We start from the raw sequence: 25,048 nt of genomic DNA, 5'->3' as shown, positions 1-25,048 counted from the left end.
GTAGCAAAAATCTACAAAAGTTGCACATAATATCGTTTAGAAAACATATTTTATGATAGTGTATTTACCTGTCGAATGAAAGTAAAAGGGACTTATATAGAAATGACAATATCGTGACAAACGACCATTAAAACGACAAAATCCTTGATACATAAGTATTTTGAATGATTTTGGTCATAAGACCTATCCCATGATTATGGGATTTAATTGTGATATAGTTTACATATAATAACAAACATGAAGGAGAGATACTTATGGTTGAAGCTGTTGAAACAATGGATGGTTGGTACAGTTTACACGACTTTCGCACAATAGATTGGAGCTACTGGAAAAAAGCAACGCTAGAAGAGCAAAAGGAAGCAATTGCTAGCTTTGAAGCATTAGTGGACAAGTGGGATGCTGTAGAAGAAGCAAAGAATGGGTCCCATGCCTTATATAAAATAGTTGGACAAAAAGCAGACATCATGTTCATGTTTTTACGCCCAACAATGGAAGAGTTAAATGAGCTTGAAACAGAGCTAAACAAATCTAAGATTGGTGAATTCTTAATTCCAGCTCATTCGTATGTATCCGTTATTGAGCTATCCAAATATCGCCCAATGAAGGATGGCATTGACCCAGAGACATTGCCAGAAACTCAAGCACGCCTAAAGCCTATACTTCCTAAATGGGAGCATGTTTGCTTCTATCCTATGGACAGACGTCGTGTCGGCGATGAAAACTGGTATACATTAGAAAAAGATGTTCGAGGAAAATTACTTTATGAGCACAGTAAAACTGGTCGCAAATATGCTGGTAAGGTGAAGCAATTTATCACTGGATCTATTGGCCTTGATGACTGGGAATGGGGTGTAACCTTATTCGCTCATGAAGCACTACAATTCAAGAAAATTGTCTATGAAATGCGCTTTGATGAAGTTAGCTCACGTTATGGCGAATTCGGTGAATTTTTTGTCGGTAACATTCTTAAGAAAGAGGAAATCGCAAATTTCTTGGAAATTTAAGTGTAGGACAAGAGACTTCTTATTTAGACAGGAAGTCTCTTTTATTTTCGTATTGTAGTAGAAGCTAACAATTTGTCGAGCTTAGATAAAGATTGCCAACTCAACTTTTAATACTCCTTGTCTTTTCTAACAATTCACTATAAAAATGTACTCCCCATACTCTTCACATTAACATTAATTTTTTCCTAATTTAATTCTCTAGGCATATCACCTTCCGCCTACTCATACATATAATCTTAGTAGACCTTGGAATGAAATGAGGTGTACCCATGGCTGTCATTGCATTTACAGAAAAGGATGTGGACTTACTAGCACGATTAATGCGAGCAGAGGCAGAAGGGGAAGGCCAACTCGGAATGCTAATGGTCGGAAATGTAGGAGTTAACCGGATTCTTGCTAATTGCTTAGATTTTAAAGATATTCGCACAATGAATCAAATGGTTTTTCAAAACCCAGGGGGATTTGAAGCAACACAAAAGGGCTATTTTTATCAGCGAGCGAGAGAGTCAGAAAAACGATTAGCTCGCAGAACAATAAATGGGGAAAGATTCCACCCTGCAACTAATTCACTATGGTTTTTTAAACCGCAGGGGAATTGTCCTGCCCAGTGGTTTAATCAGTGGAATAGTGGAAGGTTTAAGTCTCACTGTTTTTATTCCCCTACCCAATCAGATTGTCCTTCAGTATTTTAGGGAAAATATTTATTTAGGAGGTTTTATTATGTCAGACAACCAAGGAAATGCACAGCACAACCCAAATTTCGGGCAAAATCCTTATTACTATTTCCCACAATCTTCCCCAGCCTACTATCCTGCATATCCATATCGCCAATTTGCTGGGCAGCCAACACAAGCACCTACTTCAACTACCATCAATGTCCCAGGAATGTTACCAGCAGAACAATCATATATTGAAAATATATTACGCTTAAACCGTGGGAAAATGGCAACAGTTTACATGACGTTTGAAAATAACCCAGAATGGAATGCAAAGGTATTCAGAGGCGTTATTGAAGCAGCTGGTCGAGACCATCTCATCATTAGTGATCCTCAAACTGGAAGACGATACTTATTATTAATGGTTTATCTTGATTATGTAACGTTCGATGAGGAAATCAATTATACCTATCCATTTAGCGGAAGTGGAGGCAGTCAATTAGCAAGCTATTCTCCAAGGTAATTATTTTCTAGAAGCAATAAGGATGGTACCGGCTTGTTGTACCATCCTTTTTACATAAAAATTCTACCTATAACGTGTGAGGCGATTTCATGCGACATCCATACGAAAAATTTATTCGTGGCGAACTAGTTGCCATTGGATTGGCAGTGTTTTTTGGTCTTATTGCTCTAATACAAGGTGTCTTTTTACTTATCATCCTTGGCTTATTTCTAGTTGCTGCTAGTCTCATTTGTGATGGACTTATTGCTCTGTATATGCAAAATCAAATACACGGTGTGAAACAACTATTGCGTTCCATCTTATTAATTCTATTTGTAACAATTTTATTAATCCTCTTATAAGAACTTTATAATTGTATAACCAAGAACCACCCAACCAATTAGAAATAAAACGCCACCTAGAGGTGTAATCATAGCAAATAGTTTGATTCCAGAAGTAGAATATACATATAAGCTTCCAGAGAAAAGGATAATACCAATGAAGAACAACCACCCAGCCCAGTTCAGACTACCGGATTGTATTTTCATTCCGATTAACCCCGTAACAAAAAGTGCTACCGTATGAAACATTTGGTAGGTTACGGCCTTCTCCCACGTACCTAACGCTTTTTCTGTTAGTTTCCCTTCTAAGCCATGTGCACCAAAAGCACCAAGAGCAACTGCTAAGAATCCATTTATTGCCCCAAGAATTAAAAATAACTTCAATTACTTCCACTCCTTAAAAATCAAAAATTGATTCTCCATTCCCATCCTCTTCATCAAGGTTAATGGATTTCTTAAACGTTTGTGCTGATCCAGTTCCAGTTGATTTATCTACACCAAGCATAGCCTTAAGTTCAGCAGCAGTGATGTCATTCACCTTTGGTGATTCCATTAAACCCTCGTTCCTTTCTTCTTCTAAAAACAAATCACAAAGCAAACGAATTTTTTCAATATGTTTAAGCATTTTTTCTTGCTGGTGTTGACTGTCCTTTGCCTGCTGTATTTCTTGCATCATTTTTATGAGAATGGTTTCATTTGCAACTGCCATGTTGACACTCCTCTTTCACTTTATCTCATATGGTACTATCATACCGAATTCCACGGTCAACTGGAAGCAATTCGGTGTGATCTTCTATTCACAGACAAATAGTGAAAAACTGCATAATAAAAAGCCTTGATAAGATCAAGACTTTCCAAATTATCTCGATGGGGACTATAAATCTTACGCGCTTTGTTCCTTCTCTTCTTCTACATAGCGATTGAAAACCCATTGCAAAAATTTCACTTCATCTAGCGTTAGCTCTCTATCTAACTTATTCTTTATGTCATAGTAAATTTGCAAATAGCTTTTCATACACCGCAAATCCCCTTTCAACTATACTAGTATCTACATCATATATTTTTTTGAATATATACGCAATAAAGTTTATAAAAATGGTAAAAATGGACTAGAATGCATAATAGTAAACATCTTGAAACTAAATAAGACCGCACAAACTAACTATATAGCATTTATCAAATTGTACCTCTCAATTCTATAACTTTTATACTAGTCAAATTCCGAGTCTATTAACCTATAATAATTCATTTTGACAAATATTTATGCATCCCTTATACTAGTAAAGGTTATTTATGATGAAAATGAAAAAGGCGGGATTGGATGAGAAAGTCTTATACAAAAGGAGAACATCTGAAATTTATCATTCCCTCATTAATCGGAATCTTATTGTTTATTGTTCCATTAAAAACAGCCGAAGGATTCACTATCCCCATTGCAATAATGGCAAATTGGGTACAGGACAAGCTGGCGAACCAGCTTTCTTTGATAATGATGCTAATTATCCTAGTTACCGCAGTTCTAACCGTGTTTGCCAGATTAGCTGGAGAGGAACGATTAGCAAAGACTCCTTTCTTTCTTAAATTATTATATGTTAATTGGTTTTGGACCATTGCAAGAGTGTTAGCCGCTGTATTTGCTATTATGGTGTATTTTCGGATTGGTCCAGAAGCCATCCACGGAGAAGATACAGGTCAGCTTTTACTCGGTAGTTTATTACATGTATTATTTGCTGTATTTTTATTTGCAGGTATTTTCCTTCCGCTCCTAACAAACTTTGGGTTAATGGAATTATTCGGTACGTTAACTACTAAATTGATGAGACCATTATTCAAATTACCAGGTAGGTCTTCTATAGACGCCGTTGCTTCCTGGATTGGGGATGGAACGATTGGGGTTTTATTAACAAGTAAACAGTATGAGGAAGGTTATTATACAAAACGTGAGGCTGCGATAATTGGAACGACCTTCTCTGTTGTTTCTATCACCTTTACTTTAGTGGTTATTGCCCAGGTTAACCTTAAATCGATGTTTATCCCTTTCTATTTAACAGTTTTAATTGCTGGATTAGTGGCAGCATTAATCATGCCTAGAATTCCTCCGCTTTCCCGAAAGGCAGATACGTATGTTAATGGAAAAGAGTCCAAGATTGATGAGAGTGTTCCAGAAGGTCATAATGCGCTAACATACGGATATGAGAAAGCAATTGACCGTGCAAAAAAGGAAACAAGTGTATCTCGCTTTTTTAAGGAAGGAGCACAAAATGTTCTTGATATGTGGATGGGTGTTGCCCCAGTAGTTATGGCACTTGGGTTAGTTGCCTTAATGATTGCAGAATATACACCACTTTTTCAGTGGCTAGGCAAACCATTTATTCCATTATTAGAATTAATGCAGGTTCCCTATGCTGCTGAGGCGTCAGAGACTATTTTAATTGGATTTGCAGACATGTTCTTACCTTCTGTAGTCGGTGCGTCTATACCAGCAGAGATGACACGTTTTATTGTTGCTGCTCTATCTGTTACACAGTTAATCTACATGTCCGAAGTTGGTGGATTATTATTAGGATCTAAGGTACCCGTATCCTTCAAGGATTTAGTTATCATTTTCCTTTTACGAACCATCATCACCTTGCCAGTCATCGTCCTAATCGCTCATATACTATTTTAAGCAGACATGAAAATAAAGCGATACGAACACAAAAAAACCAAACCTTGGGTAGAGGTTTGGTTTTTTTCTTCTATATGAATCTAGAAAAAGGGGGGCTACTTATATATACGTTATTCTAAGGAAAAAAGTTTCATTTTATTGAGAAGTTTTTATGGTATGCTTCATATAGCTAATTTTCCCTTCAATTAAAGGCTGACTAACCGTTAAAACTGGTTTACTAGATAAAACGAAGACAATGAGCATCGTTACTCCAGTTAATAACAATAAGTCCATTAGACCATTCACTTGGAATACATCATATTCTCGGAAGTATTGGATAAAGAACCCATGTAAAAGATACACATAAAGCGTTCGTTCACCATATTTCGTAAATAAAAAACGCTTGGAAGGAATCCATGCTAGAATACTAGCTGCCATTAGGGAAGAGGTTACATAGACCATTAACCTCGCAACCCCACCTAGTTCTTCCATGCCTAGGTCAAAATAAGACTTTGATGCTAATAACCACCCCGTATTAATCTCAGGAGCATAATATATTGCAATCGCAAAGAAAACCATAATTCCGATTGATACATAACGAAACCCTTTTCGTTTCAGTGCCATAACATGCTCTTCTTTTAACCAATAACCCAATAAGAAAAATGGGAAGAATACAAATGTCCTCGACAAACTAAAAAATTGACCGACACCAGCTAGATAACCGACAACAATCCCTAATGCCACTGCAATTAACAAGCTTGCATAAAACGGTAACTTTTTAAACCAATATAATAGTATATGCCAGCTAAATAAACTGATTAAAAACCAAAGAGACCAATGCGGATAGTAAATATCTGATAACCAATCTGATTTTCCAAGTACAAAGTAATAAGAAGAATAGACCAGTTGAAATAGTATATAGGGAAGAAGTAACTTCTTCGATAGCTTTATTATATATCCCTTATTTCCAAATCCTTTTGCAAAAAATCCTGATAAGAAAATAAATGCTGGCATATGAAATGTATAAATCCATGTATATAATGTATGCAAACCTACTGAGCCATCGATATATGGCTGAATCATATGCCCAAACACGACTAAGAAGATTAGTAGTAGTTTCGCATTATCAAAAAAAGCGTTCCTTTCCATATTGAAATTCATCCTTTACTCTGTTTTTTGATTAGCGGTATTACTTTTCTACCCATCTCAAAACAGTATTACGCATTGTCCAACACGATTTATAGTGGTTGTTAACATCTTGTAAAAGCAATGCAAGATTGATATTTTTTTGTAATGGGAATAGTTGGATGCATAATTTCGATTCTTGGATACATCATTCCTATGTACAGGCGCATTCTTACAATAATCAAGCCACTCCTAAATATTTTCTTAGACAGAAAAAAAGCCCTCATAATATGTACTGCCCCCAAAAGTTAGCATATATATCTAACTTTTGGGGTTCACCACCTTTATGAAGGGTTCATTTACTAGCAACTTTCTTTTTCGCGGTAGTTTTCCGCTTCTTTGGCTGGCTTGGTTTTGGTTTATCTTTTTTTGCTCTATCTAATGAAGCCTGTAATGCTTCCATTAAATCTGTAACATTATCTGGTTTTGGTTTATCCTTCGCTGTGGTCGTTTTATCAGCGTTTTTCCTTTCCTCAATTAACTCTAACAACGCAGTACGATATTCATCTTGGTATTTCTCTGGATTAAACTCTGTTGTTAATTGTTCTATGAGCATTTTAGCTGTATCAAGCTCTTTCTTTGCAGTTTCAACATTTTCTGGCACATTGGGTACTTCCTTCACGTCCCGAACTTCATCTGGATAATGAATTGTTTCCACTACAATGGTATTTTTATAAACACGAATGACTGCTAATTGCTCCTTAGAGCGAATCATCATTTTTGCAACGCCTATTTTGCCTGTTTCCTCTAATGCTTTCCGCAACAACCCGTAAGCTTTGCTGCCTCCCTCATTTGGTGACAAATAATAGCTTTTTTCAAAATAGATTGGATCAATATCCTCTAATTTGACAAAATCGATGATTTCTACCGCTTTGTCCTCCTGTTCCTTCTTTAACGCTGCAAGGTCATCTTCATCTAAAACGACAAATTTATTTTTAGCATATTCATAAGCCTTCACAATATCATCATTTCCGACTTCTTTTTCACAAACCGGACAGACTTTTTCATATTTAATTGGTGATTTACATTCTTTATGCAGCTGCCGAAGTGGAACATCCTTATTTTCTGTTGCTGCATGCATTTTTACCGGTATATTCACAAGCCCGAAACTAATGGTTCCCTTCCACATGGTATGCACATGAAAAACCTCCCTTTTCCATAGTTTGTCGAACTATTTTATTTTTAATCCATCCTTGATTATTTTGTTGCTAAATGAACCATCTTAAAGTAGAAGGGAGTTTTTGTCAGATGGATATTATGAAGCCCATTCCGAGAGATGATGTTCCATTAGGAGAGGACTGGCTTTATGAAGTGAAATATGATGGCTTTCGCTGTGTTCTCCATTGGAATAAGAATGGTGAAATAAATTTAATTAGCAAAAATAACAAAGACTTAACAAAGCAATTTCCGGAAATTGTCTCCTATTGCATGGAATATGTAAAGAATGTAAAGAATGTCCTCCCCATTAAATTAGATGGCGAGCTTGTCATTTTAAACAATTCATACCAAGCCAACTTTTCACAAATTCAAAGACGAGGACGCTTAAAAAGTAAGCATTCGATACAAAATGCGTCCAAAGAACGACCTGCTACCTTGTTAGTATTCGATATTTTAGAAATAAAAGGCACTGATCTCACGAGAAAAGACTTTACCTATCGAAAAAAATCGCTTTCGAATTTCTTTGATACTAGCTACATAAGCCGAGGTTTATGGAATCCTCTAGGGATGGTAGAAGCATTTCAAAATCCTAATGAGCTATGGCGAATCATCTTTGAACATAAAGGAGAAGGAATGGTTGCCAAGCGAAAAAAAAGTTCCTACATTAAAGGAAAAGGCCATCAAGATTGGTTTAAAATTAAAAACTGGCGCCTTATACATGGAATTTTAACCTCCTATGATAATGAGAATGGTTATTTTGATGTTCAAGTATTAGATGATAATAAACGCTATGCGGTTGGCAAATGTAAGCACGGGCTAAATACAGAGGATATGAACACCGTAAAGAACCTATTTATTAATAATGGCGAGAAGCATGCTACAAAGTATCATTTACCACCTGCTGTATGTGCCGAGATCCATACGTTGGATATTTATGAGGGGGAGCTTCGAGAGCCAGAATTTAAAAGAATCGCACCGGAATTAAAACCAGAGGACTGTACCTTAGAAATGCTTCAGCAAGACTTGGCTATGCTTCCTAAAAAAATCGACTTTGCAAATACTGATAAACTATATTGGCCAGACGCTGGCTTAACAAAAGGAAATTTCTTAGCCTATATACGAGAAATCTCGCCATATATGCTACCCTTTCTAAAAAATCGACCTCTGACAACCATCCGTTGTCCAGACGGTGTTGATGAAGAGTCCTTTTTTCAGAAGCATCTACCACCATATGCTCCTGACTTCATTGAGGGTTACGGGACTGATGAAGAAAAACTGATACTATGTGATTCTCTAGAGTCATTATTATGGTTTGCTAATCATGGAGCACTGGAATTCCATGTCCCTTTTCAGGATATTTCTAGCAATTACCCTAAAGAGATAGTATTCGACCTTGATCCACCTGATCGAGGAAAATTCTCTTGGGCTGTTCAAGCTGGACTATTAATAAAAAAGATCTTAGACGATTTACAATTAATCTCCTTTGTAAAAACGTCTGGAAATAAGGGATTACAGGTCCATATTCCCATCCCAGAGGGGAGTATGAGCTACGAAGAGACTGGCGTTTTTACCCAAGCTATTGCTTATACATTGGAGAGTCAGCAACGGGATATTTTTACAACAGAAAGAATGAAGGATAAGCGGAATGGGCGTCTTTATATTGATTATGTTCAGCACGGAAGAGATAAAACACTGATTGCCCCCTATTCAACTAGGCGGACTCCAGAGGGAACAGTGGCAACTCCACTTTTTTGGGAGGAAGTAACTATGGAATTACGACCAGAAATGTTTACGATTAAAAATGTCGTAGACCGTGTTCAACGACAAGGATGTCCATTTCGGGACTATTTTGCAGTTGGAAAAAATCAGCAGCTAAATCAAGTCTTATCATTAATGCAGTAAAGTATAGTTTGAAAATTATAACTATTATTGTATTATAATACTAAACTAACTATGTTTCTTGGGGGTTCCTATGGCTACATTCACTAGGAGAAAAATTATCTTCTTGCTGTTATTTTCTTCTGTATTAATATTTAGTACCTTTTTTATGATCCAAGTTCACGCTGACCCTACTATACATGCAGAGCTTACAATTTCTTCAATTAATCAGACGGAGTGGAATGAGTCGATTCCAGAAAGTATAAGGAATACACGTAGCCAATCCTTAGATAATATACGTAAACTAGAGGTCTCCGTTTCTGTAAATCCGAATTGGGGGATGTCAAATATCGTGATTGATATTCCTGACTTAGTGTTTCCAGTAGACCATTATGACGGAAAAATACGTTCTATTCGAGCCGGAGAACAAGATGGTGGTCAATACAATGCAAGTACACAAGGATACATTCTATTTGAATATAGCGGTTTAACCGAAGAGGATGTCCAGACTATGTATCAGCACCACCCTATTCTTATTACCTGGGATGAGGGTGGAGTGGAAAAAGAATATAAAATAAATCTTTCACAATTAATCGATTAACACAAAAGGTGGCACCTTTTTTAGGTAGCCACCTTTTCATATCTAAATATTATACGCCATCTTAGATTGTAGTCTTAGCTTCTTCAATTGCCGTCTTATCATTAAATATCTTCATATTGAAGTTACCAAGAATTCGTGAGGTTAACGTTCCAGTTACCATAGCACCATTTACGTTCAATAGTGTACGACCCATATCTATAAAGGCTTCTATAGAAATTAATAATCCCGCTAATCCTACCGGTAATCCCATGGTAGAAAGAACGATTAATGCTGCAAATGTTGCACCACCACCGACTCCAGCGATACCAAATGAACTAAATCCAATAACTAATATAAGTGGAATTAAAAAGTCCATGGATAATGGATCAATTCCTACCGATGGAGCTGCCATTACAGCTAACATTGCTGGATAGATACCTGCACAACCATTTTGCCCCATAGTCGCTCCAAAGGATGCAGACATATTTGCAATGCCTTCCTCAACACCAAGCGCATTCTTTTGTGCAGCGATATTTAATGGAATTGTTCCCGCACTTGAGCGTGATGTAAAAGCAAAGCTTAATACCGGTAGTACCTTGCGTACATAATTTAATGGATTTAAGCCAAATACCCCTACCAAGATTAAGTGAATAATAAACATAACCACTAACGCAAGATATGATGCTAATACGAACTTACCGAGCTCAAGAATTCCTGCAAAATCAGTAGATGCTACTGTGTTTGCCATTAGTGCTAAAATACCATACGGTGTTAGCCGTAAAACCAATGTTACAATTCGCATAACAACACCATACACTGCGTTGACCATCTTCGTAAAAGTTTCCGCTTGCTCCGGATTTTTTCTACGTAATCCTAATACTGCAACCCCTACAAAAATAGAGAAAATAACTACTGCAATTACAGATGTTGAACGCTGCCCTGTCATATCAAGAAAGATATTAGAAGGAATAAAATTCAGAATACGTTGAGGTGTTGAAACTCCCTCAATATCACTAGAAAAACGTTCCTCTAATGAAGCAACACGGTCCTGTTCTGCTTGACCTGCAGAGATTTGATCAGCATTTAAATCAAATATCGTTGCAGCACCAATACCAATGATTGCTGCAATCATCGTTGTTCCGATTAAAATTCCGATAATCCATCCAGCCATTTTACCAAGCTGTGCTGTTTTTTCTAAATTAGTAATTGATTGAATGATGGATACCATAACTAATGGGATTACAATCATCATTAAAAAGCTAATATATCCTCGACCTACAACATTGTACCATTCGGTAGTTTGCTGTAACGTATCTGTTCCACTACCATAAATCCATTGTAAGGCAGCACCTAATACAATCCCAAGGCCAAGACCAGTAAATACACGTTTGGTAAAGGATACATGTTTATGTTGCATGTAAATCAGTAAGCCAATAATCGCTACTAGTACGGCGATATTTAATATAACCAGCCAGTTCATCGTAAATTCCCCCTATTGTTTTATTATTAAAATATGCACAGTATATCGATATCGTCCTTTAAATGTATTATTCCGATAAAAATAGTATGCTTTAATAAAATACTACGCCTCTATCAGTCTGTCAAGAGAATGAAATTAGAAAAGAAAAAGGCACTATTAAGTGTTGCATCCATGGTTAGATTAAAAGCTAACTTTTTGGTGCACTACCTTTATAGTACCCTGCAATTATTTATAAAATACTTTCTTGTAATTCAATTTCTACATTTCCTTGAATCGCTCGTGATATCATACAGCTTTTTTCTGCTTTTTGGATGAGCTTACCGATTAACTCATAATCCTTTTCCGTCGCTTCCTCTGTTAAAGAAACCGTTGGGCGATGAATAATTTTCTTATACGTAAAAACACCATTCGTAACGTCAACAATACCTTCTGATTCTAGAGCCATTTCCTTAAGAGGTAAATTTGCTCGCTCAATCATTGCTGCTAAAGTAATAATATAACAAGTTGCAGCTGCTCCTAGTAACATCTCATCAGGATTTGTCCCAATTCCAGGTCCATCCATTTCTTTTGGTATGGAAATTTTCGTTTTTAAATTTCCTGCATCAATAAACCCTTCACTATTTCTACCGCCTGGCCATTCTGCCTTTAAATGAAAATGATGTTCAGCCATTTCTAGCACCTCCACATACATTTTAGTCTACTTTTAAGCTAGATAGAAAAATAATGCATGACTTCCCCTAAAACTACCCCAATAACAACAATCAGCCAAGCTGGTGTTTTCCAAATGTACAGTAGCGCAAATAAAATCACTGCAAGTGAAAAGTCTTTTGCATCTGTAATGGCACTGGAAAATACAGGATTATAAAAGGCTGCTAATAAAATTCCGACTACACTGGCATTAACGCCAGCTAAAATCCCTTGAAAGCTTCTCTTTTGCCGCAACTCGCTTAAAAATGGAAGTGCGCCAATAATCAATAAGAAGGAGGGGAAAAACATTGCAACTGTTGCAATTAATCCACCTGCTATTCCACTCATCATTGTTCCGATATAACTAGCAAATGTGAATAAGGGACCAGGTACTGCCTGTGCCATTCCATATCCAGCAAGAAACTCATTACTTGTAAGGAATCCATTCGGTACAACTTCTTGTTCTAGTAATGGAAGAACGACATGTCCACCACCAAAAACAATAGAGCCGACACGAAAAAAGGTATCAAAAATACTAATATACTGGTTGTTAAACAAAATTGCCATGATCGGTAGCACGATTAACAGTAAAAAAAATATAGATAAAGCAATTATGCCCTGTACCTTGTTAATGGAAACTGTAAAGGCTTCAACCTTAGATGCTGTATTCCTAGAAAATAGAAAATAACCTAGGATTCCCGCACCGAATATGACTGCAATTTGGACTATAGCTGACGGAAACCATAACATGATGAACATCGCTATTATAGCAATTGCAATTCTAGGCTTATCTGGAGTCAAACTTTTACCCATGCCAAGTATGGCGTGTAGTACAACTGCTGCGGCTACGATTTTCAGGCTAGCAATCCAGTTGGCATCACCAATTGAAAATGCCTGAAAAGCTTGTGCAAATAACATTAATATCAACACTGATGGGATCGTAAAACCGAACCAAGAAATGATCCCACCTAAAAGTCCACCACGAAGTATACCGATGGCTATACCAGCCTGGCTACTTGCAGGTCCCGGAAGGAACTGACATAATGCAATAATATCTGCATATGTCTTATCATCCAACCATTTTCGCTTATCAATATATTCATTTTTAAAATAGCCCAGGTGAGCAACTGGTCCACCAAAGGATGTCAAACCTAATTTTAAGGATGTCCCTAAGATTTCAAGTAAAGAATGCTTCTGTTTCATCATGACCTCCAACAACTATTACTCCCCCTAGAATAACATAGGATGAAGATCCCTATGCAATAATTTACAAAAAATTAACAATGTTCCACCTTGAAACCTTTTCACCAGTTAATCCGTACGAGTATTACCAAAGACATAGAAGGAGGTTAAGTATGAATAACACCGTTCAAAGCTATCTAAACACGTATGAAGCACTGAAACCACACATCAAATGGAAAGTCTCTGACAAGCGTATTATTATGATGGTTGCTGCCATTTATATATTAAATGATGAAGAAATACAGATAGATCGATTTCTCTCACTAGCTGAAAAGATTAAAAGTCAATCTCCCCTTTTCTCTCCGCTTCGCTCGCATGCACGATATACAACCGCTGCGGTGTTTGATGTAAAATTAGAACACCCTGCGGAAGAAATTCAGTCACTACTGGACTTATATGAGAGATTTAGATCTCTACGATTCGGAAGTGGAATCTATACATATCACGCGGCAACAATTCTGTTAACAAGTGGACATGAGGATATTGAAGCTATCATTCGTAAGGCAAAGGAAATATACAATGGAATGAAACAAGAGCATACCTTTCTTACATCAAGTAGTGACTATCCGTTGGCGACGCTACTTGCACTAGATAATAAACCAGATATTATTAATCATATTGAAGGTTTTTATCGGGAGCTAAATAATAATGGCTTTAGAAAAGGTAATGATTTACAGTTCTTAAGTCATATTCTAGCACTAGGGGATAAAGAAAAAAGCACCAATCTTATCAGTCGTGCTGTCCAAGTTTTTGATGCCTTTGCTAGGAGTAAGCTTAGAGCAAAGCCGATATATTATCCTGTGATGGGAATGCTAGCACTTTTGCCACAAAAGGAGTTTTCTATGGATGCTGTTGTTGCACTATATGATGAATTGAATGAGCATAAGGATTTTAAATGGCAAAAGGATATGAATGTTATGTTAGCATCTAGCATCTTTGTTAGTGGCAAACTAGAACAAGAACACGTGGCTGAAACTAGTCTAAATACAATTTTAGAGGCTATTTTAGAAGCCCAGCAGGTTGTGATGATAACAACTATGGCTGCTGTTACCGCCGCTAATACGAGCAGTAACAGTAATTAAGTCATTACAGAAATGAAGCTCTCTGTTCCTCTGAGGGCTTGCTTCTTTATTTACTATCCTCTAGAATTTGCTTTAAAATAACTGCTTGATTGTACTTCTCATCCTTTGCGCCATACAAAAGTGTCACGGTTTCCCTACTGCTGTAAATAATGCTCTTCAGCTTTTCCAATGCCTCAAACTGTGTACCTTGAGATAGTTCCTGCTTATATTTCATCTGAAACTCAGAAAATTTACTTACATCATGGTGGTACCATTTACGGAGTTCATTGGATGGAGCAACTTCTTTGATCCAATGATCGAGTTTAGCTTTTTCCTTTGAAATTCCACGTGGCCATAAACGATCTACCAATATTCGTATACCATCTTCCTCCAAGACATCCTGATAAATCCGTTTGTACTGTATCTTAACCATTTTCGCTATTCCTCCTAGTTAGCCAATCATTTTATAAAAAAGCATAATCTCCAACAAATAATGACACAAATAGTATCACATTCATTATGTTTTTTCTATTTATCTACGTAATCGTATGAATAACGAAACTTACGGCTATAATTTTATTAAAATAGGTAAATAAATTAGATGCGAAATGGCAGAAAATGATATATCATAAACCATAATACTAATGAAAGTGTGATGAGCTTGACTAAAAAACGTTGGTTTCAAGTTTTAGTTGGATTGATTCTAGTCTTTCTATTAATCTACTTAATTTATAAAACTCGTTTTATTTTTGATCCAGTACTGAAATACATAGGTGCAATCGCTTTTCCGTTTATTGCAGCAGGGCTACTTTATTATTTGACCAGACCTATTATGAAGCTCCTAGTAAAATATAAAACACCGAAACTAGTCGCCATTCTTGTTGTGTTTCTAGTACTTATTGGCGTTGTCTATGTCTTCACCATATTTATTGTACCAATTGCACAGGACCAATCAACACGTTTTGTCAAAAATATGCCTGCCATGATATCTGGTGCACAGGATGTAATCGACTATATCGAAAAAAATCAAAGTATTATACCTAAGGAAGTATACGGTACGATTGATAAAATGATGGCCAACCTCCAAACCTATATTGAAGGATTCATGACCTTTTTATTTAGTTTTATCAGTCAAGTCGTAGGTTTTGTCTTTTCTCTCGTTTTGGTTCCATTCTTCCTGTTCTTCATGCTGAAGGATGATGAAAAATTTGTTCCATTTGTCACACAAATTTTTGAGAATAAAAAAGCTAGTAACCTGCGAAGCCTTTTACAAAAAATTGACCATACGCTTTCTGCTTATATCCAAGGACAGCTCCTTGTTAGCTTAAGTATTGGTATTATGTTGTTTATTGGTTATTCCATCATCGAATTAAATTACGCGCTCACCCTTGCGTTATTCGGAATGATTATGTGTGTCGTTCCATTTGTTGGTCCTTTTATTGCAGTTGTCCCTGCCATGGTTGTGGGAGTGTTCCAGGACCCCATGAATGTTGTCTGGATTGCTATTATTATGATTATTGCTCAGCAGATTGAAGGAAACTTCATCTCTCCTAACATCATGGGACGTGTTTTACGTATACATCCTTTAACCATCATTACAATAATTTTAGCGGCCGGAAGTATCGCGGGATTCATTGGTATCCTATTTGCAGTTCCATTCTATGCAGTGGTCAAGGCGATAATAATTCATTTTTATGAAACATATCGGGATACAAGGAAAAATAAGGAAGATGCACTGATTTAATAATTTAGAAGAGAAAAAGACTGAGACATAACTAAACGAACTACTTTTGATGGTATATATACTAGGATGTTGCCAAATACGTCCCAATGTTAATTACTAGTTGCTTCGTATCCTATGGATAGTTATTGTCCCAGTCTTTAGTAACTTTTATGAAAGATAACTAATAAATTGAATAGAAGCAAAAACATAGGCAAATGAAAATGATTAGTCAATTGCATTTTTTATGAGCCTTTAGCCGTTTTAATTATTATTGCTACGCATCTGTCTTTTGCTTCAAATGTTTCCACCCATGTGTTTATCAATCGATAATATCAACGTTATACAACTCTAACCATCTATTTATTTGCACGATATGGGCTATCACCTGGGGCCCTGTCATGAGCTGACCAAACCATGGCTTCTTAAAGGAAGCACCATCTGTATCAATAATTTTCGCTATCTTTTCCTTTGACACTAATTCCAAAATTGGTGAGCTCTTTTTCTCCATTATCTTAGAAAGCATACGTTTTACACGTGCCGTATACTCTGGATGATATGTTTTCGGATAAGGATTTTTCTTTCGATATAGAATAGACTGAGGCAAAACTCCCTCTAACGCCTTTCTCAAAATCCCTTTCTCTCTTCCCTCTAACATTTTCATCTCCCACGGAATATTCCACACATATTCTACAATTCGATGGTCAGCAAATGGAACTCTAACCTCTAAACTTGCTCCCATACTCATGCGGTCCTTTCTCTCTAGCAAGGTAGCCATGAACCAGTTCATATTTAAATAAAATAGTTCCCTGCGTCGTGCATCTAATATGTTTTCTCCTTCTAAACGTGGTACCTCTGATATCGTTTCTTTATATCGCTCCTGCACATATTCTTTTAGATTTAGCTTTTTTTGTAAGTGTGGTAACAATAGCTTTTGTCTTTCTACTTCAGAATACAGCCATGGAAAATGATTAGCTTGTAATAACTCTTTTCGATAAAACCACGGATAACCACCGAATATTTCATCAGCACACTCACCCGATAATGCTACCGTAAAGTCTTGTTTTATTTCTTCAGAAAACCATAAGAGAGACGAATCAATGTCTGCCATCCCCGGCAAGTCTCTTGCTTTAACTGCATCCTCCAATCGATTGGCAAGAATTTCATTTGAGATGATTTTAGCATGATGATTGGAACCTATATAAGTACTCATTCTTTCTATCCATGGCCGATCTTCATCTATCTGAAATAAGCTCGCCTGAAAAAAGTTGCTATTATGCTCATAATCAATGGAATACGTATGGAGCGTTCCTATTTCTTGCTGTTTAAAATAGTTTGATGCAATCGCACTTATCGCACTAGAATCAAGTCCTCCAGATAAAAATGTACACACTGGAACATCTGCATTGAGTTGCCTTTGAACGGCATCCTCAACTAGATACTTCAATTGCTCAACTGTTTCTACTAGTGAATGAGAATGCACCTGGCTTGCCACATTCCAATACCGTTTTACACAGATTCCATTACGATCATACATTAACATGTGAGCGGGCCTTAGCTCTTTTATTCCCCTATAGATACCGTGTCCAGGTGTGCGAGAGGGACCTAGTCCAAATATTTCCTGTAACCCCTCCCTATCGACTTCAGCTCTTACATCTGGGTGAGCTAATATCGCCTTAATTTCTGATGCAAATAAAAAAGTGCTATTGTTTTGTTTATAAAATAACGGTTTGACTCCTAGTCTATCCCTTGCCATAAAGAGTTTTTCTCTACCGTGCTCCCATACTGCAAATGAAAAAATACCATTTAGGCGTTCTACACAGTTCTCTCTCCATTCCATGTATGAAAATAAAAGTACCTCCGTGTCGGAGTAAGATTGAAACATATACCCAATATTGGATAGCTCTCTTCTAAGCTCCACCGTATTATAAAGCTCACCATTATACACTATAGTAAAAGAGTCACCATTACTGGAAGTCCTTGTCATCGGCTGTCCGCCTCCCAATGGATCAACTACGGAAAGCCTTGTATGACCAAATACAGCATGAGGATTACTAAAAACTTCGCAAGCATCAGGTCCACGCTTACTTAGAGTTTGTGTCATTCCTTTGATTGTTTGTACTTGCTGTCTTAAGTCTTGCTTCCAATCAACCCATCCTGTAATTCCACACATTTAGCATCACTCTTTCATAAGAAAATTCCCCACTAAATTCATTTACTCTTCATCGTGGTATCTTTTATGGTATCACTATAGACCTATAGAATATTTAGACCATTCGATACAACATTTGTACTTTTTGGCATATATTTTTACTAAAAAAACTGAATCATTATGCTTAGTGTTTTCGTATGGAAATAATTGTATTTAGCGAATGGATGAAGGACTTTTTCCGGTATACTGCTTAAACTGGCGACTAAAAAAATGAAGATTACGATAACCCAATGCTTCTGAAACTTCTGTTACAGTCATTCCTGTGTAATAGAGTAAATGCTCCGCTCTCTTGATTCGAGCCACTATTATATAGGAGCGGACTGACTGACCGATAATCTCCTTGAATTTTCGAGAAAAATAGCGAGGAGAAAAGCTTGCACGACTAGCTAGGCTATCTATGGTATGAGCTTCACTAGGATGTTCTCGCACGTAATTTGCCGCTTCTCTAATGGCAGTTAAAAGGGTGTTTGACTCGGTGTCTTCTCTTCTTTCCTTCTGTTGATCCTCCCGTAAAAGCTGAATTATCAATTGTTTTAAAATTAGCCTTGCTTCTACTTCTGCTGCAAATCTTTCCATGAGAAGTAAACGAATATATCTTGTTAACAGGGACTCGAAAATGATTGCATTCTGTAATATACGATAAGGAGTTGGGATTAATTTTGGTCTATTTCCTAGGTTAAAGTGGATGTAGGTTAATACAAGCGGATTTTGAGGATTATGAGTCGCAGTTACCCAGTCCCCTGGTTGAAAGAGAAAACAGCTTCCTCTATTTATCAAATATTCCTTCCCGTTTAATAGTAACTTCCCCTCCCCTTTCCAAACATACAGCAAATCATAATTAGGAATGGGAGCCTGACGTTTCCATTGCCAATTAGGCTCACAATTAATAGTAGCAAACACAGGCATTAGAATGAAATCATCGGGATTTATATCTAGCATACCCCTCTCCTTTCTAAGAAATTGTTGCTAAAATTTATTTTATGTTTTTATCGTCTGATATAGAAAGGATAAAGAATTAAATTTAGACACTATTTCGTACGATAGGAAACTGGAACAAAAGTACGAAAAGCAGTACCTATCAAGCTAGGATACTGCTTTTCCCACTGGAACAATTAATTATGAGACAAAATAATACTCCACTGACTCCCCAACAATATAATAGCCGATTTTCTGATAGATGCTATTAGAGGTTGGATTATCTGCATCTGTATATAAGCTACAAAACGTAAACCCATCATCTAGTAGTTTCTGAGATAATGCTGCCACGATGCTAGTAGCATAGCCCTTTCGCTTATGCTCATCTGGGGTAAATACTGCATTTATAGTCGATCCATTCCTTGTTCTTCTAGAATTATTTGCCATAGACACTATTTCATCACCCATTTTCCAAAGAAAAAGGGATTGCTTTTGAATAAACGATACAGCCATACTATCTGCTTCTTGCTTTGTCATTGGCATTCTTGCTTCTTTTGCAAACTGATATAGCCACCTTTTAGCTAGCGGTGTGTGTGTATCTTCAGCAATCATTAATTCTCCTCTTGGGTCTGGCGTTACCCTCACACTATCCAACTGATAGATTAATTGCTTCATACTTAGGTCAGCACGTTTTCCAGACACTGCTTTCCATGAATCAACAAATTCTTCTACCTGCTTCAAAGGACCAAGTACACCAGGAACAGGATACTTATTCGTAAATAGAAATTGAACAATTGCTGGTATGATGTTTTTCTGAACAGAATCAATCTTAGCCAGTATCCACTTGTTCGGAGGTGTTTGCATGAAGGCATAAATGACTTCTCCATCCTCCTCTACGACACCTAAACGGATTCCATTCGTATAGATGCCAATATTATTTCTTCCTCTTTCCAATAAGCCAAGCATTAAGTTGTTGTTCGCTTCGTCCTTAAGTAAAAGCTCCTCAACCTTACTTAAGTAGTTATTAATGGATGTTTCTAAATAAACCTTCAAACTGTTTACCTCCTTCTTCTAAATAATTGGTTCTATTTTACACGAATCCATTGTTTTGTAAAGTCGTTCACGATAAACTAATGCTAAAGGAGTGATGAAATGACAAAGAAAGAACTTGAGGATAAGCTTGACGAGCTAAAGTCTGATTATGTCCGAATTCAAAGTGATTTAGATAAATTGGTTTATGTAAGAGGTAGAGCTTCTTCTGCAGAGGAGCAGCTCGTTCGTTTAGAGAAAGAGCTTGCAGAAGTTTATAAAAAGCTAGAAGAATATGAGGATTAATGAAGGGATAGAATCCCCTATCTACCTTTCAATAATACTTTCAAAATGAAAAGGAGCGTTAACCCCAATCGGCTAACATGCTCCTTTATTGATTATTCATTATTATTTCCATTTCCTAGTCTTGCTTGTATTTTTGCTTTTTCCTTATTTCTTGGCATTAAGCTAACAATGATGTCACCAGTACTTGGAACAGTACGCATTTCCTCGGAGTAAAACTTTATTTGTCCAGACGGTTTAATAATATACAGAAATACTGTCTCCTCGTCTTGGTCTTCACGATATTGCTTGTACGTATATTGTTCGGTAATATTCGTTTGACGGAATACAAACCCTTTGTTTATTTTTTCGACTAAATCTTCTAAATTCACTTCTTTTCGGAAAAGGATTCTACCGCCTACTTTTGAGACAATTTCAGATGATGAGCGATATTCCTTATCATATGGGCTTATCTTAAAGACATTCGTTCTTCCGTATTCCGGCATAAATGTTGTACATACGAGTGAATTGTAGGACTTACTGTCCGTTGCAGCAATTAAATATTCATAAGGAATAGTATCCAAATGATATTCTGTTTGCTCTGATAATACTTCCTCATGATAGAAAGGTACACCCGCTTCCCTTGCAGCCTTAAGCCTCTCCCAAGAGCTATCGACGATAATGATTGGTACATCTGCCTTTGCAAGTGATTTTGCTAACTCTACCGTAAATAGATTACTACCAACGATTAATGTACCAGGTTTCCCTTCCATCGATAGATTTAGTCTCTTTGCAAGCCATCCAATTGAAAACCCATGCGAAATAACTGTAAAGAAGACTAACCCAAATGTCAGGGTTGTGAGTATATTCGCATCATCATAGCCAGCCCCGAGTAGAATACTTGCAAAATAACTAGAAACGGTTAGAGCAACTATTCCCCTTGGTGCAATCCACCCTACCAATAATCGTTCATTAAACGTCAAACCTGTTCCAATCGTAGACAGAAAAATGGAAAGTGGTCTTACAAGGAACATCATCAAGAGAACATAACCGATAATATTCGGACTAAAAATGTGTAAAATAGTATCTAATTGCAGTGACGCTGTTAACATAATAAAAATTGCCGAAATTAACAGGATTGATATATTTTCCTTAAAATGACGCATATCTGCAACAGAGGATATTCCCATATTAGCTAATGTAATTCCCATTGCGGTTACGGATAATAAACCTGTTTCATGCATGATTTCATCTGGAATGGTGAAACAGAAAATTACTGCGGTAAATACTGCAGGTGATTTTAGGAACTCGGGAATATAGCCATTTTCGAATATCCAACCAATTCCGCGTCCACATAACCAACCAAAAACAGCTGCAAAAATAGATGCTGCAAAAAAGAGAAGAAGTTTTGTTCCATCTGGGTTATTCGCAGTTAAAAAAGCAATGATTTCAAAGGCAAAAACAGCTAATAATGCACCAATTGGATCAACAATAATACCTTCCCATTTTAAAATCTTTGCTGGCCTAGGCTTTAATTTTGACTGTCGTAGTAACGGCATGATAACCGTTGGACCTGTTACAATAAATAGCCCACCGATGACAAACGCTACTGCCCAAGACAAGCCAGCTATGTAATGAGCTGTTAATGAACCAAATATCCAGGCGAGAAATGCACCAACTGTCGCAATTCGAAATACCGGTTTTCCAAGGCCTCTCAGCTCTTTAAAGCTTAAATTTAAGCTTCCTTCAAATAAAATAATTGCTACTGCAACTGAGATGATCGGTTTATATAGACTACCAAAATCCTCCTCTGGATTGATCAAGCCAAATAGTGGACCTATGATTAACCCTGTAACGGCCATGACCACAATTGCTGGCATCCGATAGCGCCAAGCAACCCATTGTGAACCAATACCAAGGAAGAATATAAGCATAATTTCAAAAAGTAATGATAGCTCCATTACATACCCCCTAATTACAAATATAAGGACATTCTAAATGTCCACTTTAAAAAAGTAAACCGTTTTATCCTTAAAATTCCTATAAGGTTTGGTTACATATTGGTTAAATGTTGATGACATCGTATTTATTTTACAAAAATTTCTTTTTAGTAGTATTTACTCTTTTCCAAAACTTATTTTCTCGATATTCATAAAGGAAATACTTCTTTTTTCTGCTAGTCATTCTGATGAATGAAAGCATGTTTCGCACTATAAAGTCGAGTTTTTACGATTCGTTTAAACCTTTAAATTATGGTAGGATGAACAGTGGAAGGAGGAGTATCATGATTCAAGATAAAGAAAAAGTCCTTAAAAGTTACTTTGGCTATGATGCTTTTCGGCCTGGACAGAACGAAGTAATTAGCCGTGTTCTGTCTGCTACGAATACGTTAGCTGTTATGCCAACCGGTGGTGGTAAATCAATTTGCTATCAAATACCAGGTCTAATTTTAGATGGAACAGCTATTATCATTTCCCCACTAATATCTCTTATGAAGGATCAGGTTGATTCATTAGTTGCATTAGGAATTTCAGCAACCTTTATTAACAGCTCCTTAACCAATTCCGAACAGGATAGTCGAATGGAAGAAATAGTTAAAGGCCAATATAAATTTGTCTATGTTGCTCCCGAAAGATTTGAATCCCAGACATTTATAAATACAATGAAGCAGCTTAACATTTCTCTGGTTGCTTTTGATGAAGCCCACTGTATCTCTCAATGGGGGCATGATTTCCGTCCAAGCTACCGGTCTATTGTTCCAAATTTAAAAAAGCTTGGCAATATCCCTGTATTTATGGCATTAACCGCTACAGCTACTGAAGAGGTAATTGCTGATATACAGACATTACTTCAGATTGAAGCGCAGCATGTCATTAATACCGGTTTTGCGAGAGAAAATCTCACATTTCATATTATAAAAGGACGTGATCGTTTTTCCTTTATCCGTTCTTATTTAGAGGATCATCTAGATGATTCTGGTATCATTTATACAGCTACGCGAAAACAGGCAGACGCTATTTATGAGCAATTATTAAAAAGAGGAGTCAATGTTGCGAAATACCATGCTGGGATGTCTGAAAATGAACGTAAAGAGGAGCAAGCAGCCTTTATACATGACGAGAAGCAAGTTATGATCGCCACTAACGCTTTTGGAATGGGTATTGATAAAAGCAATGTTCGTTATGTGATTCACTATGCCATGCCAATGAACATTGAATCCTATTATCAGGAAGCTGGTAGGGCGGGGCGCGATGGAGAAAACAGTGACTGTATTTTGTTATTTTCACCACAGGACATTCAACTGCAAAAGTTTTTAATTGAGCGCTCCTTGATGGATGAAAATGCGAAACAAAATGAGTATAGGAAATTACAGGCAATGGTTAATTATTGCCATACCCAGAGCTGCTTACATACGTATATTTTAGATTATTTTAATGATAGCTCCGAGCATATAAATTGTGGTCGCTGTAGCAACTGTGTTAGCAAGACAGAAAAAACAGACATTACTGAAGAAGCACAAATGATTTTATCCTGTGTTAAACGCATGGGAGAGCGATTTGGTGTTAGCATGACTGCCAAGGTATTAAAAGGTTCTAGCGATAAAAAGCTGAAAGAGTTCCAACTTCACAACCTGACTACCTATGGGCTATTGTCTACCTATACAGAGAAGGAAATCACTGAAAAAATTCACTTTTTGATTGCTGAACAATTGCTTGCAACAGAAGAGGGGAAATACCCAACATTAAAGCTAAACAAAAATTCCATCGATGTTTTAAAAGGGAGTAGAACTGTTGAAATGTATATGGTATCCATCCCTACGACGGAAGAGGATGATTACTATAAGGATTTATTTGATGCGTTACGTCAATTACGTAAAAAACTAGCGGACGAACAAAATGTTCCACCCTATGTTCTATTTTCAGATGTTACCTTAAAAGAGCTTAGTAGGTATTTCCCGGAAACGAAGGAAGATATGCTTGAAATTAAAGGTATCGGCGAGAAAAAATACGACCAATATGGGGATATCTTTTTAGAAGTTATTCGTAAATGGCGTGGTGATCATCCCGAGGCTAAAAGGAGAATTAAAATTACTGGGAATGCACCAAATGCTTCCAAACCAAAAAGAAAAGAAGATGAAGGCCCAAGTCATTTAGTAAGCTATAAGCTATTTCAGTCCGGAAAATCAATAAAGGAAATAGCCGCTATTCGAGAGATGACTACGATTACAGTTGAAAGTCATCTTTTCAAAGCATTCCAGGATGGTTACCCAATTGCTTGGGATATCTTCTTTACTGATGAAGAGGAGGCAAAGGTACTTACAACAAGAGAAGTGGTAGAAGAGCCTAAGTTAAAGCCACTTAAAGAGGCGTTGCCAGAGGATTATGATTATACAAAGATAAAAGCTGTTCTGGTGAAGAATGGGCTTATGTAGTTAGTTGTAATAATCATTCTTCGATGTCGATAAAGGT

At 36.9% G+C, this 25,048-nt stretch carries 24 protein-coding genes; 11 read left to right on the top strand and 13 right to left on the bottom strand.

Translation table 11 applies throughout. The annotated features are described in order from the left end of the window. The first annotated feature begins 254 nt into the window (after positions 1 to 254). From hemQ to KI338_RS07105, 4 genes are all read left to right on the top strand, one after another. Positions 255 to 1,004 (top strand): hydrogen peroxide-dependent heme synthase, encoded by a 750-nt coding sequence (gene hemQ, locus KI338_RS07120; protein ID WP_212920315.1) that lies wholly within the window; start codon positions 255 to 257, stop codon positions 1,002 to 1,004. A 269-nt stretch (positions 1,005 to 1,273) separates the two neighbouring features. Continuing rightward, the gene (locus KI338_RS07115; protein WP_212920314.1) at positions 1,274 to 1,696 is read left to right on the top strand and encodes a cell wall hydrolase; all 423 of its coding nucleotides are present in this window, start codon (positions 1,274 to 1,276) and stop codon (positions 1,694 to 1,696) included. Between the two features lie 28 nt (positions 1,697 to 1,724). Continuing rightward, positions 1,725 to 2,183 carry a spore coat protein GerQ gene (gene gerQ, locus KI338_RS07110; protein WP_212920313.1) on the top strand — a complete coding sequence of 153 codons (459 nt, stop codon included), beginning with the start codon at positions 1,725 to 1,727 and terminating at the stop codon, positions 2,181 to 2,183. 89 nt (positions 2,184 to 2,272) lie between these two features. After that, on the top strand, positions 2,273 to 2,524 hold the full coding sequence (locus KI338_RS07105; protein ID WP_212920312.1) for a hypothetical protein: 252 nt from the start codon (positions 2,273 to 2,275) through the stop codon (positions 2,522 to 2,524). Here the strand turns inward: KI338_RS07105 and KI338_RS07100 are convergent. The 3 genes from KI338_RS07100 to KI338_RS17830 all read right to left on the bottom strand — a co-directional run bounded on the left by KI338_RS07100 (position 2,519) and on the right by KI338_RS17830 (position 3,518). Continuing rightward, positions 2,519 to 2,887: a DUF423 domain-containing protein gene (locus KI338_RS07100; protein WP_212920311.1), complete on the bottom strand. Its 369-nt coding sequence runs from the start codon at positions 2,885 to 2,887 to the stop codon at positions 2,519 to 2,521. The two genes, KI338_RS07105 and KI338_RS07100, sit on opposite strands and share 6 nt — an antisense overlap. A gap of 13 nt (positions 2,888 to 2,900) precedes the next feature. Next, entirely contained in the window at positions 2,901 to 3,212 is a 312-nt protein-coding gene (locus KI338_RS07095) for a YwdI family protein (protein ID WP_212920310.1), read from the bottom strand. 174 nt (positions 3,213 to 3,386) lie between these two features. Beyond that, the gene (locus KI338_RS17830) at positions 3,387 to 3,518 is read right to left on the bottom strand and encodes a hypothetical protein (protein WP_280530737.1); all 132 of its coding nucleotides are present in this window, start codon (positions 3,516 to 3,518) and stop codon (positions 3,387 to 3,389) included. 306 nt (positions 3,519 to 3,824) lie between these two features. Between KI338_RS17830 and KI338_RS07090 the strand changes: the two genes are divergently transcribed. Beyond that, positions 3,825 to 5,171 (top strand): YjiH family protein, encoded by a 1,347-nt coding sequence (locus tag KI338_RS07090; protein ID WP_212920309.1) that lies wholly within the window; start codon positions 3,825 to 3,827, stop codon positions 5,169 to 5,171. A 135-nt stretch (positions 5,172 to 5,306) separates the two neighbouring features. Here KI338_RS07090 and KI338_RS07085 read toward each other — a convergent pair whose 3' ends face one another. Both KI338_RS07085 and ku read right to left on the bottom strand, forming a co-directional pair. Then, a complete protein-coding gene (locus KI338_RS07085; RefSeq protein WP_212920308.1) occupies positions 5,307 to 6,299 on the bottom strand; it encodes an acyltransferase family protein in 993 nt (330 codons plus the stop codon). Between the two features lie 331 nt (positions 6,300 to 6,630). Then, a complete protein-coding gene (ku, locus tag KI338_RS07080; RefSeq protein WP_212920307.1) occupies positions 6,631 to 7,473 on the bottom strand; it encodes a non-homologous end joining protein Ku in 843 nt (280 codons plus the stop codon). A 110-nt stretch (positions 7,474 to 7,583) separates the two neighbouring features. Here ku and KI338_RS07075 point away from each other — a divergent pair, with 110 nt between their 5' ends. After that, positions 7,584 to 9,395, top strand: a complete 1,812-nt coding sequence (locus KI338_RS07075; protein WP_212920306.1) for a DNA ligase D — start codon at positions 7,584 to 7,586, stop codon at positions 9,393 to 9,395. 70 nt (positions 9,396 to 9,465) lie between these two features. Continuing rightward, positions 9,466 to 9,972, top strand: a complete 507-nt coding sequence (locus KI338_RS07070) for a hypothetical protein (protein WP_212920305.1) — start codon at positions 9,466 to 9,468, stop codon at positions 9,970 to 9,972. Between the two features lie 61 nt (positions 9,973 to 10,033). Here KI338_RS07070 and KI338_RS07065 read toward each other — a convergent pair whose 3' ends face one another. The 3 genes from KI338_RS07065 to chrA form a co-directional block, all read right to left on the bottom strand. Continuing rightward, positions 10,034 to 11,431: an L-cystine transporter gene (locus tag KI338_RS07065; RefSeq protein WP_212920304.1), complete on the bottom strand. Its 1,398-nt coding sequence runs from the start codon at positions 11,429 to 11,431 to the stop codon at positions 10,034 to 10,036. A gap of 229 nt (positions 11,432 to 11,660) precedes the next feature. After that, on the bottom strand, positions 11,661 to 12,101 hold the full coding sequence (locus KI338_RS07060) for an OsmC family protein (protein ID WP_212920303.1): 441 nt from the start codon (positions 12,099 to 12,101) through the stop codon (positions 11,661 to 11,663). A 38-nt stretch (positions 12,102 to 12,139) separates the two neighbouring features. Further along, positions 12,140 to 13,324 carry a chromate efflux transporter gene (gene chrA / locus KI338_RS07055; protein ID WP_212920594.1) on the bottom strand — a complete coding sequence of 395 codons (1,185 nt, stop codon included), beginning with the start codon at positions 13,322 to 13,324 and terminating at the stop codon, positions 12,140 to 12,142. 149 nt (positions 13,325 to 13,473) lie between these two features. On the opposite strand from chrA, the gene KI338_RS07050 reads away from it, so the two are divergent. Then, positions 13,474 to 14,442, top strand: a complete 969-nt coding sequence (locus KI338_RS07050) for a DUF4003 family protein (protein ID WP_212920302.1) — start codon at positions 13,474 to 13,476, stop codon at positions 14,440 to 14,442. A gap of 46 nt (positions 14,443 to 14,488) precedes the next feature. Here the strand turns inward: KI338_RS07050 and KI338_RS07045 are convergent, their stop codons facing one another. After that, entirely contained in the window at positions 14,489 to 14,854 is a 366-nt protein-coding gene (locus KI338_RS07045; RefSeq protein ID WP_212920301.1) for a DUF488 domain-containing protein, read from the bottom strand. A 228-nt stretch (positions 14,855 to 15,082) separates the two neighbouring features. Here KI338_RS07045 and KI338_RS07040 point away from each other — a divergent pair, with 228 nt between their 5' ends. Next, complete coding sequence (locus tag KI338_RS07040) at positions 15,083 to 16,165, top strand: AI-2E family transporter (protein ID WP_212920300.1); 1,083 nt, start codon at positions 15,083 to 15,085, stop codon at positions 16,163 to 16,165. 298 nt (positions 16,166 to 16,463) lie between these two features. Here the strand turns inward: KI338_RS07040 and asnB are convergent, their stop codons facing one another. The 3 genes from asnB to KI338_RS07025 all read right to left on the bottom strand — a co-directional run bounded on the left by asnB (position 16,464) and on the right by KI338_RS07025 (position 20,321). Next, entirely contained in the window at positions 16,464 to 18,314 is a 1,851-nt protein-coding gene (gene asnB, locus KI338_RS07035; RefSeq protein WP_212920299.1) for an asparagine synthase (glutamine-hydrolyzing), read from the bottom strand. Positions 18,315 to 18,506: 192 nt separating this feature from the next. Then, a complete protein-coding gene (locus tag KI338_RS07030; protein WP_212920298.1) occupies positions 18,507 to 19,292 on the bottom strand; it encodes a helix-turn-helix domain-containing protein in 786 nt (261 codons plus the stop codon). Positions 19,293 to 19,469: 177 nt separating this feature from the next. Next, the gene (locus KI338_RS07025) at positions 19,470 to 20,321 is read right to left on the bottom strand and encodes a GNAT family N-acetyltransferase (RefSeq protein ID WP_212920297.1); all 852 of its coding nucleotides are present in this window, start codon (positions 20,319 to 20,321) and stop codon (positions 19,470 to 19,472) included. Between the two features lie 99 nt (positions 20,322 to 20,420). Between KI338_RS07025 and KI338_RS07020 the strand changes: the two genes are divergently transcribed. Next, on the top strand, positions 20,421 to 20,603 hold the full coding sequence (locus KI338_RS07020) for an SE1832 family protein (protein WP_212920296.1): 183 nt from the start codon (positions 20,421 to 20,423) through the stop codon (positions 20,601 to 20,603). 92 nt (positions 20,604 to 20,695) lie between these two features. Here the strand turns inward: KI338_RS07020 and KI338_RS07015 are convergent, their stop codons facing one another. Beyond that, positions 20,696 to 22,540: a cation:proton antiporter gene (locus KI338_RS07015; protein ID WP_212920295.1), complete on the bottom strand. Its 1,845-nt coding sequence runs from the start codon at positions 22,538 to 22,540 to the stop codon at positions 20,696 to 20,698. A gap of 323 nt (positions 22,541 to 22,863) precedes the next feature. Between KI338_RS07015 and recQ the strand changes: the two genes are divergently transcribed. Then, the gene (gene recQ / locus KI338_RS07010) at positions 22,864 to 25,011 is read left to right on the top strand and encodes a DNA helicase RecQ (protein WP_212920294.1); all 2,148 of its coding nucleotides are present in this window, start codon (positions 22,864 to 22,866) and stop codon (positions 25,009 to 25,011) included. Positions 25,012 to 25,048: the final 37 nt, after the last annotated feature.

It is taken from the genome of Ornithinibacillus bavariensis (assembly GCF_018333235.1).
Classification (GTDB): domain Bacteria; phylum Bacillota; class Bacilli; order Bacillales; family Amphibacillaceae; genus Ornithinibacillus; species Ornithinibacillus bavariensis.
Note: the sequence above shows the minus strand (reverse complement) of the source record. Positions and strands in the feature narration are given on the sequence as shown.

Coding starts and splice junctions, on each gene's coding strand:
- KI338_RS07090 (WP_212920309.1), top strand. CDS start 3,825: ATGAGAAAGTCTTATACAAAAGGAGAACATCTGAAATTTATCATTCCC.
- recQ (WP_212920294.1), top strand. CDS start 22,864: ATGATTCAAGATAAAGAAAAAGTCCTTAAAAGTTACTTTGGCTATGAT.
- KI338_RS07060 (WP_212920303.1), bottom strand. CDS start 12,101: ATGGCTGAACATCATTTTCATTTAAAGGCAGAATGGCCAGGCGGTAGA.
- KI338_RS07115 (WP_212920314.1), top strand. CDS start 1,274: ATGGCTGTCATTGCATTTACAGAAAAGGATGTGGACTTACTAGCACGA.
- KI338_RS07015 (WP_212920295.1), bottom strand. CDS start 22,540: ATGGAGCTATCATTACTTTTTGAAATTATGCTTATATTCTTCCTTGGT.
- KI338_RS07085 (WP_212920308.1), bottom strand. CDS start 6,299: ATGGAAAGGAACGCTTTTTTTGATAATGCGAAACTACTACTAATCTTC.
- chrA (WP_212920594.1), bottom strand. CDS start 13,324: ATGATGAAACAGAAGCATTCTTTACTTGAAATCTTAGGGACATCCTTA.
- KI338_RS07045 (WP_212920301.1), bottom strand. CDS start 14,854: ATGGTTAAGATACAGTACAAACGGATTTATCAGGATGTCTTGGAGGAA.
- KI338_RS07070 (WP_212920305.1), top strand. CDS start 9,466: ATGGCTACATTCACTAGGAGAAAAATTATCTTCTTGCTGTTATTTTCT.
- KI338_RS17830 (WP_280530737.1), bottom strand. CDS start 3,518: ATGAAAAGCTATTTGCAAATTTACTATGACATAAAGAATAAGTTAGAT.
- KI338_RS07075 (WP_212920306.1), top strand. CDS start 7,584: ATGGATATTATGAAGCCCATTCCGAGAGATGATGTTCCATTAGGAGAG.
- KI338_RS07030 (WP_212920298.1), bottom strand. CDS start 19,292: ATGCTAGATATAAATCCCGATGATTTCATTCTAATGCCTGTGTTTGCT.
- KI338_RS07095 (WP_212920310.1), bottom strand. CDS start 3,212: ATGGCAGTTGCAAATGAAACCATTCTCATAAAAATGATGCAAGAAATA.
- gerQ (WP_212920313.1), top strand. CDS start 1,725: ATGTCAGACAACCAAGGAAATGCACAGCACAACCCAAATTTCGGGCAA.
- KI338_RS07105 (WP_212920312.1), top strand. CDS start 2,273: ATGCGACATCCATACGAAAAATTTATTCGTGGCGAACTAGTTGCCATT.
- hemQ (WP_212920315.1), top strand. CDS start 255: ATGGTTGAAGCTGTTGAAACAATGGATGGTTGGTACAGTTTACACGAC.
- KI338_RS07020 (WP_212920296.1), top strand. CDS start 20,421: ATGACAAAGAAAGAACTTGAGGATAAGCTTGACGAGCTAAAGTCTGAT.
- asnB (WP_212920299.1), bottom strand. CDS start 18,314: ATGTGTGGAATTACAGGATGGGTTGATTGGAAGCAAGACTTAAGACAG.
- KI338_RS07050 (WP_212920302.1), top strand. CDS start 13,474: ATGAATAACACCGTTCAAAGCTATCTAAACACGTATGAAGCACTGAAA.
- KI338_RS07065 (WP_212920304.1), bottom strand. CDS start 11,431: ATGAACTGGCTGGTTATATTAAATATCGCCGTACTAGTAGCGATTATT.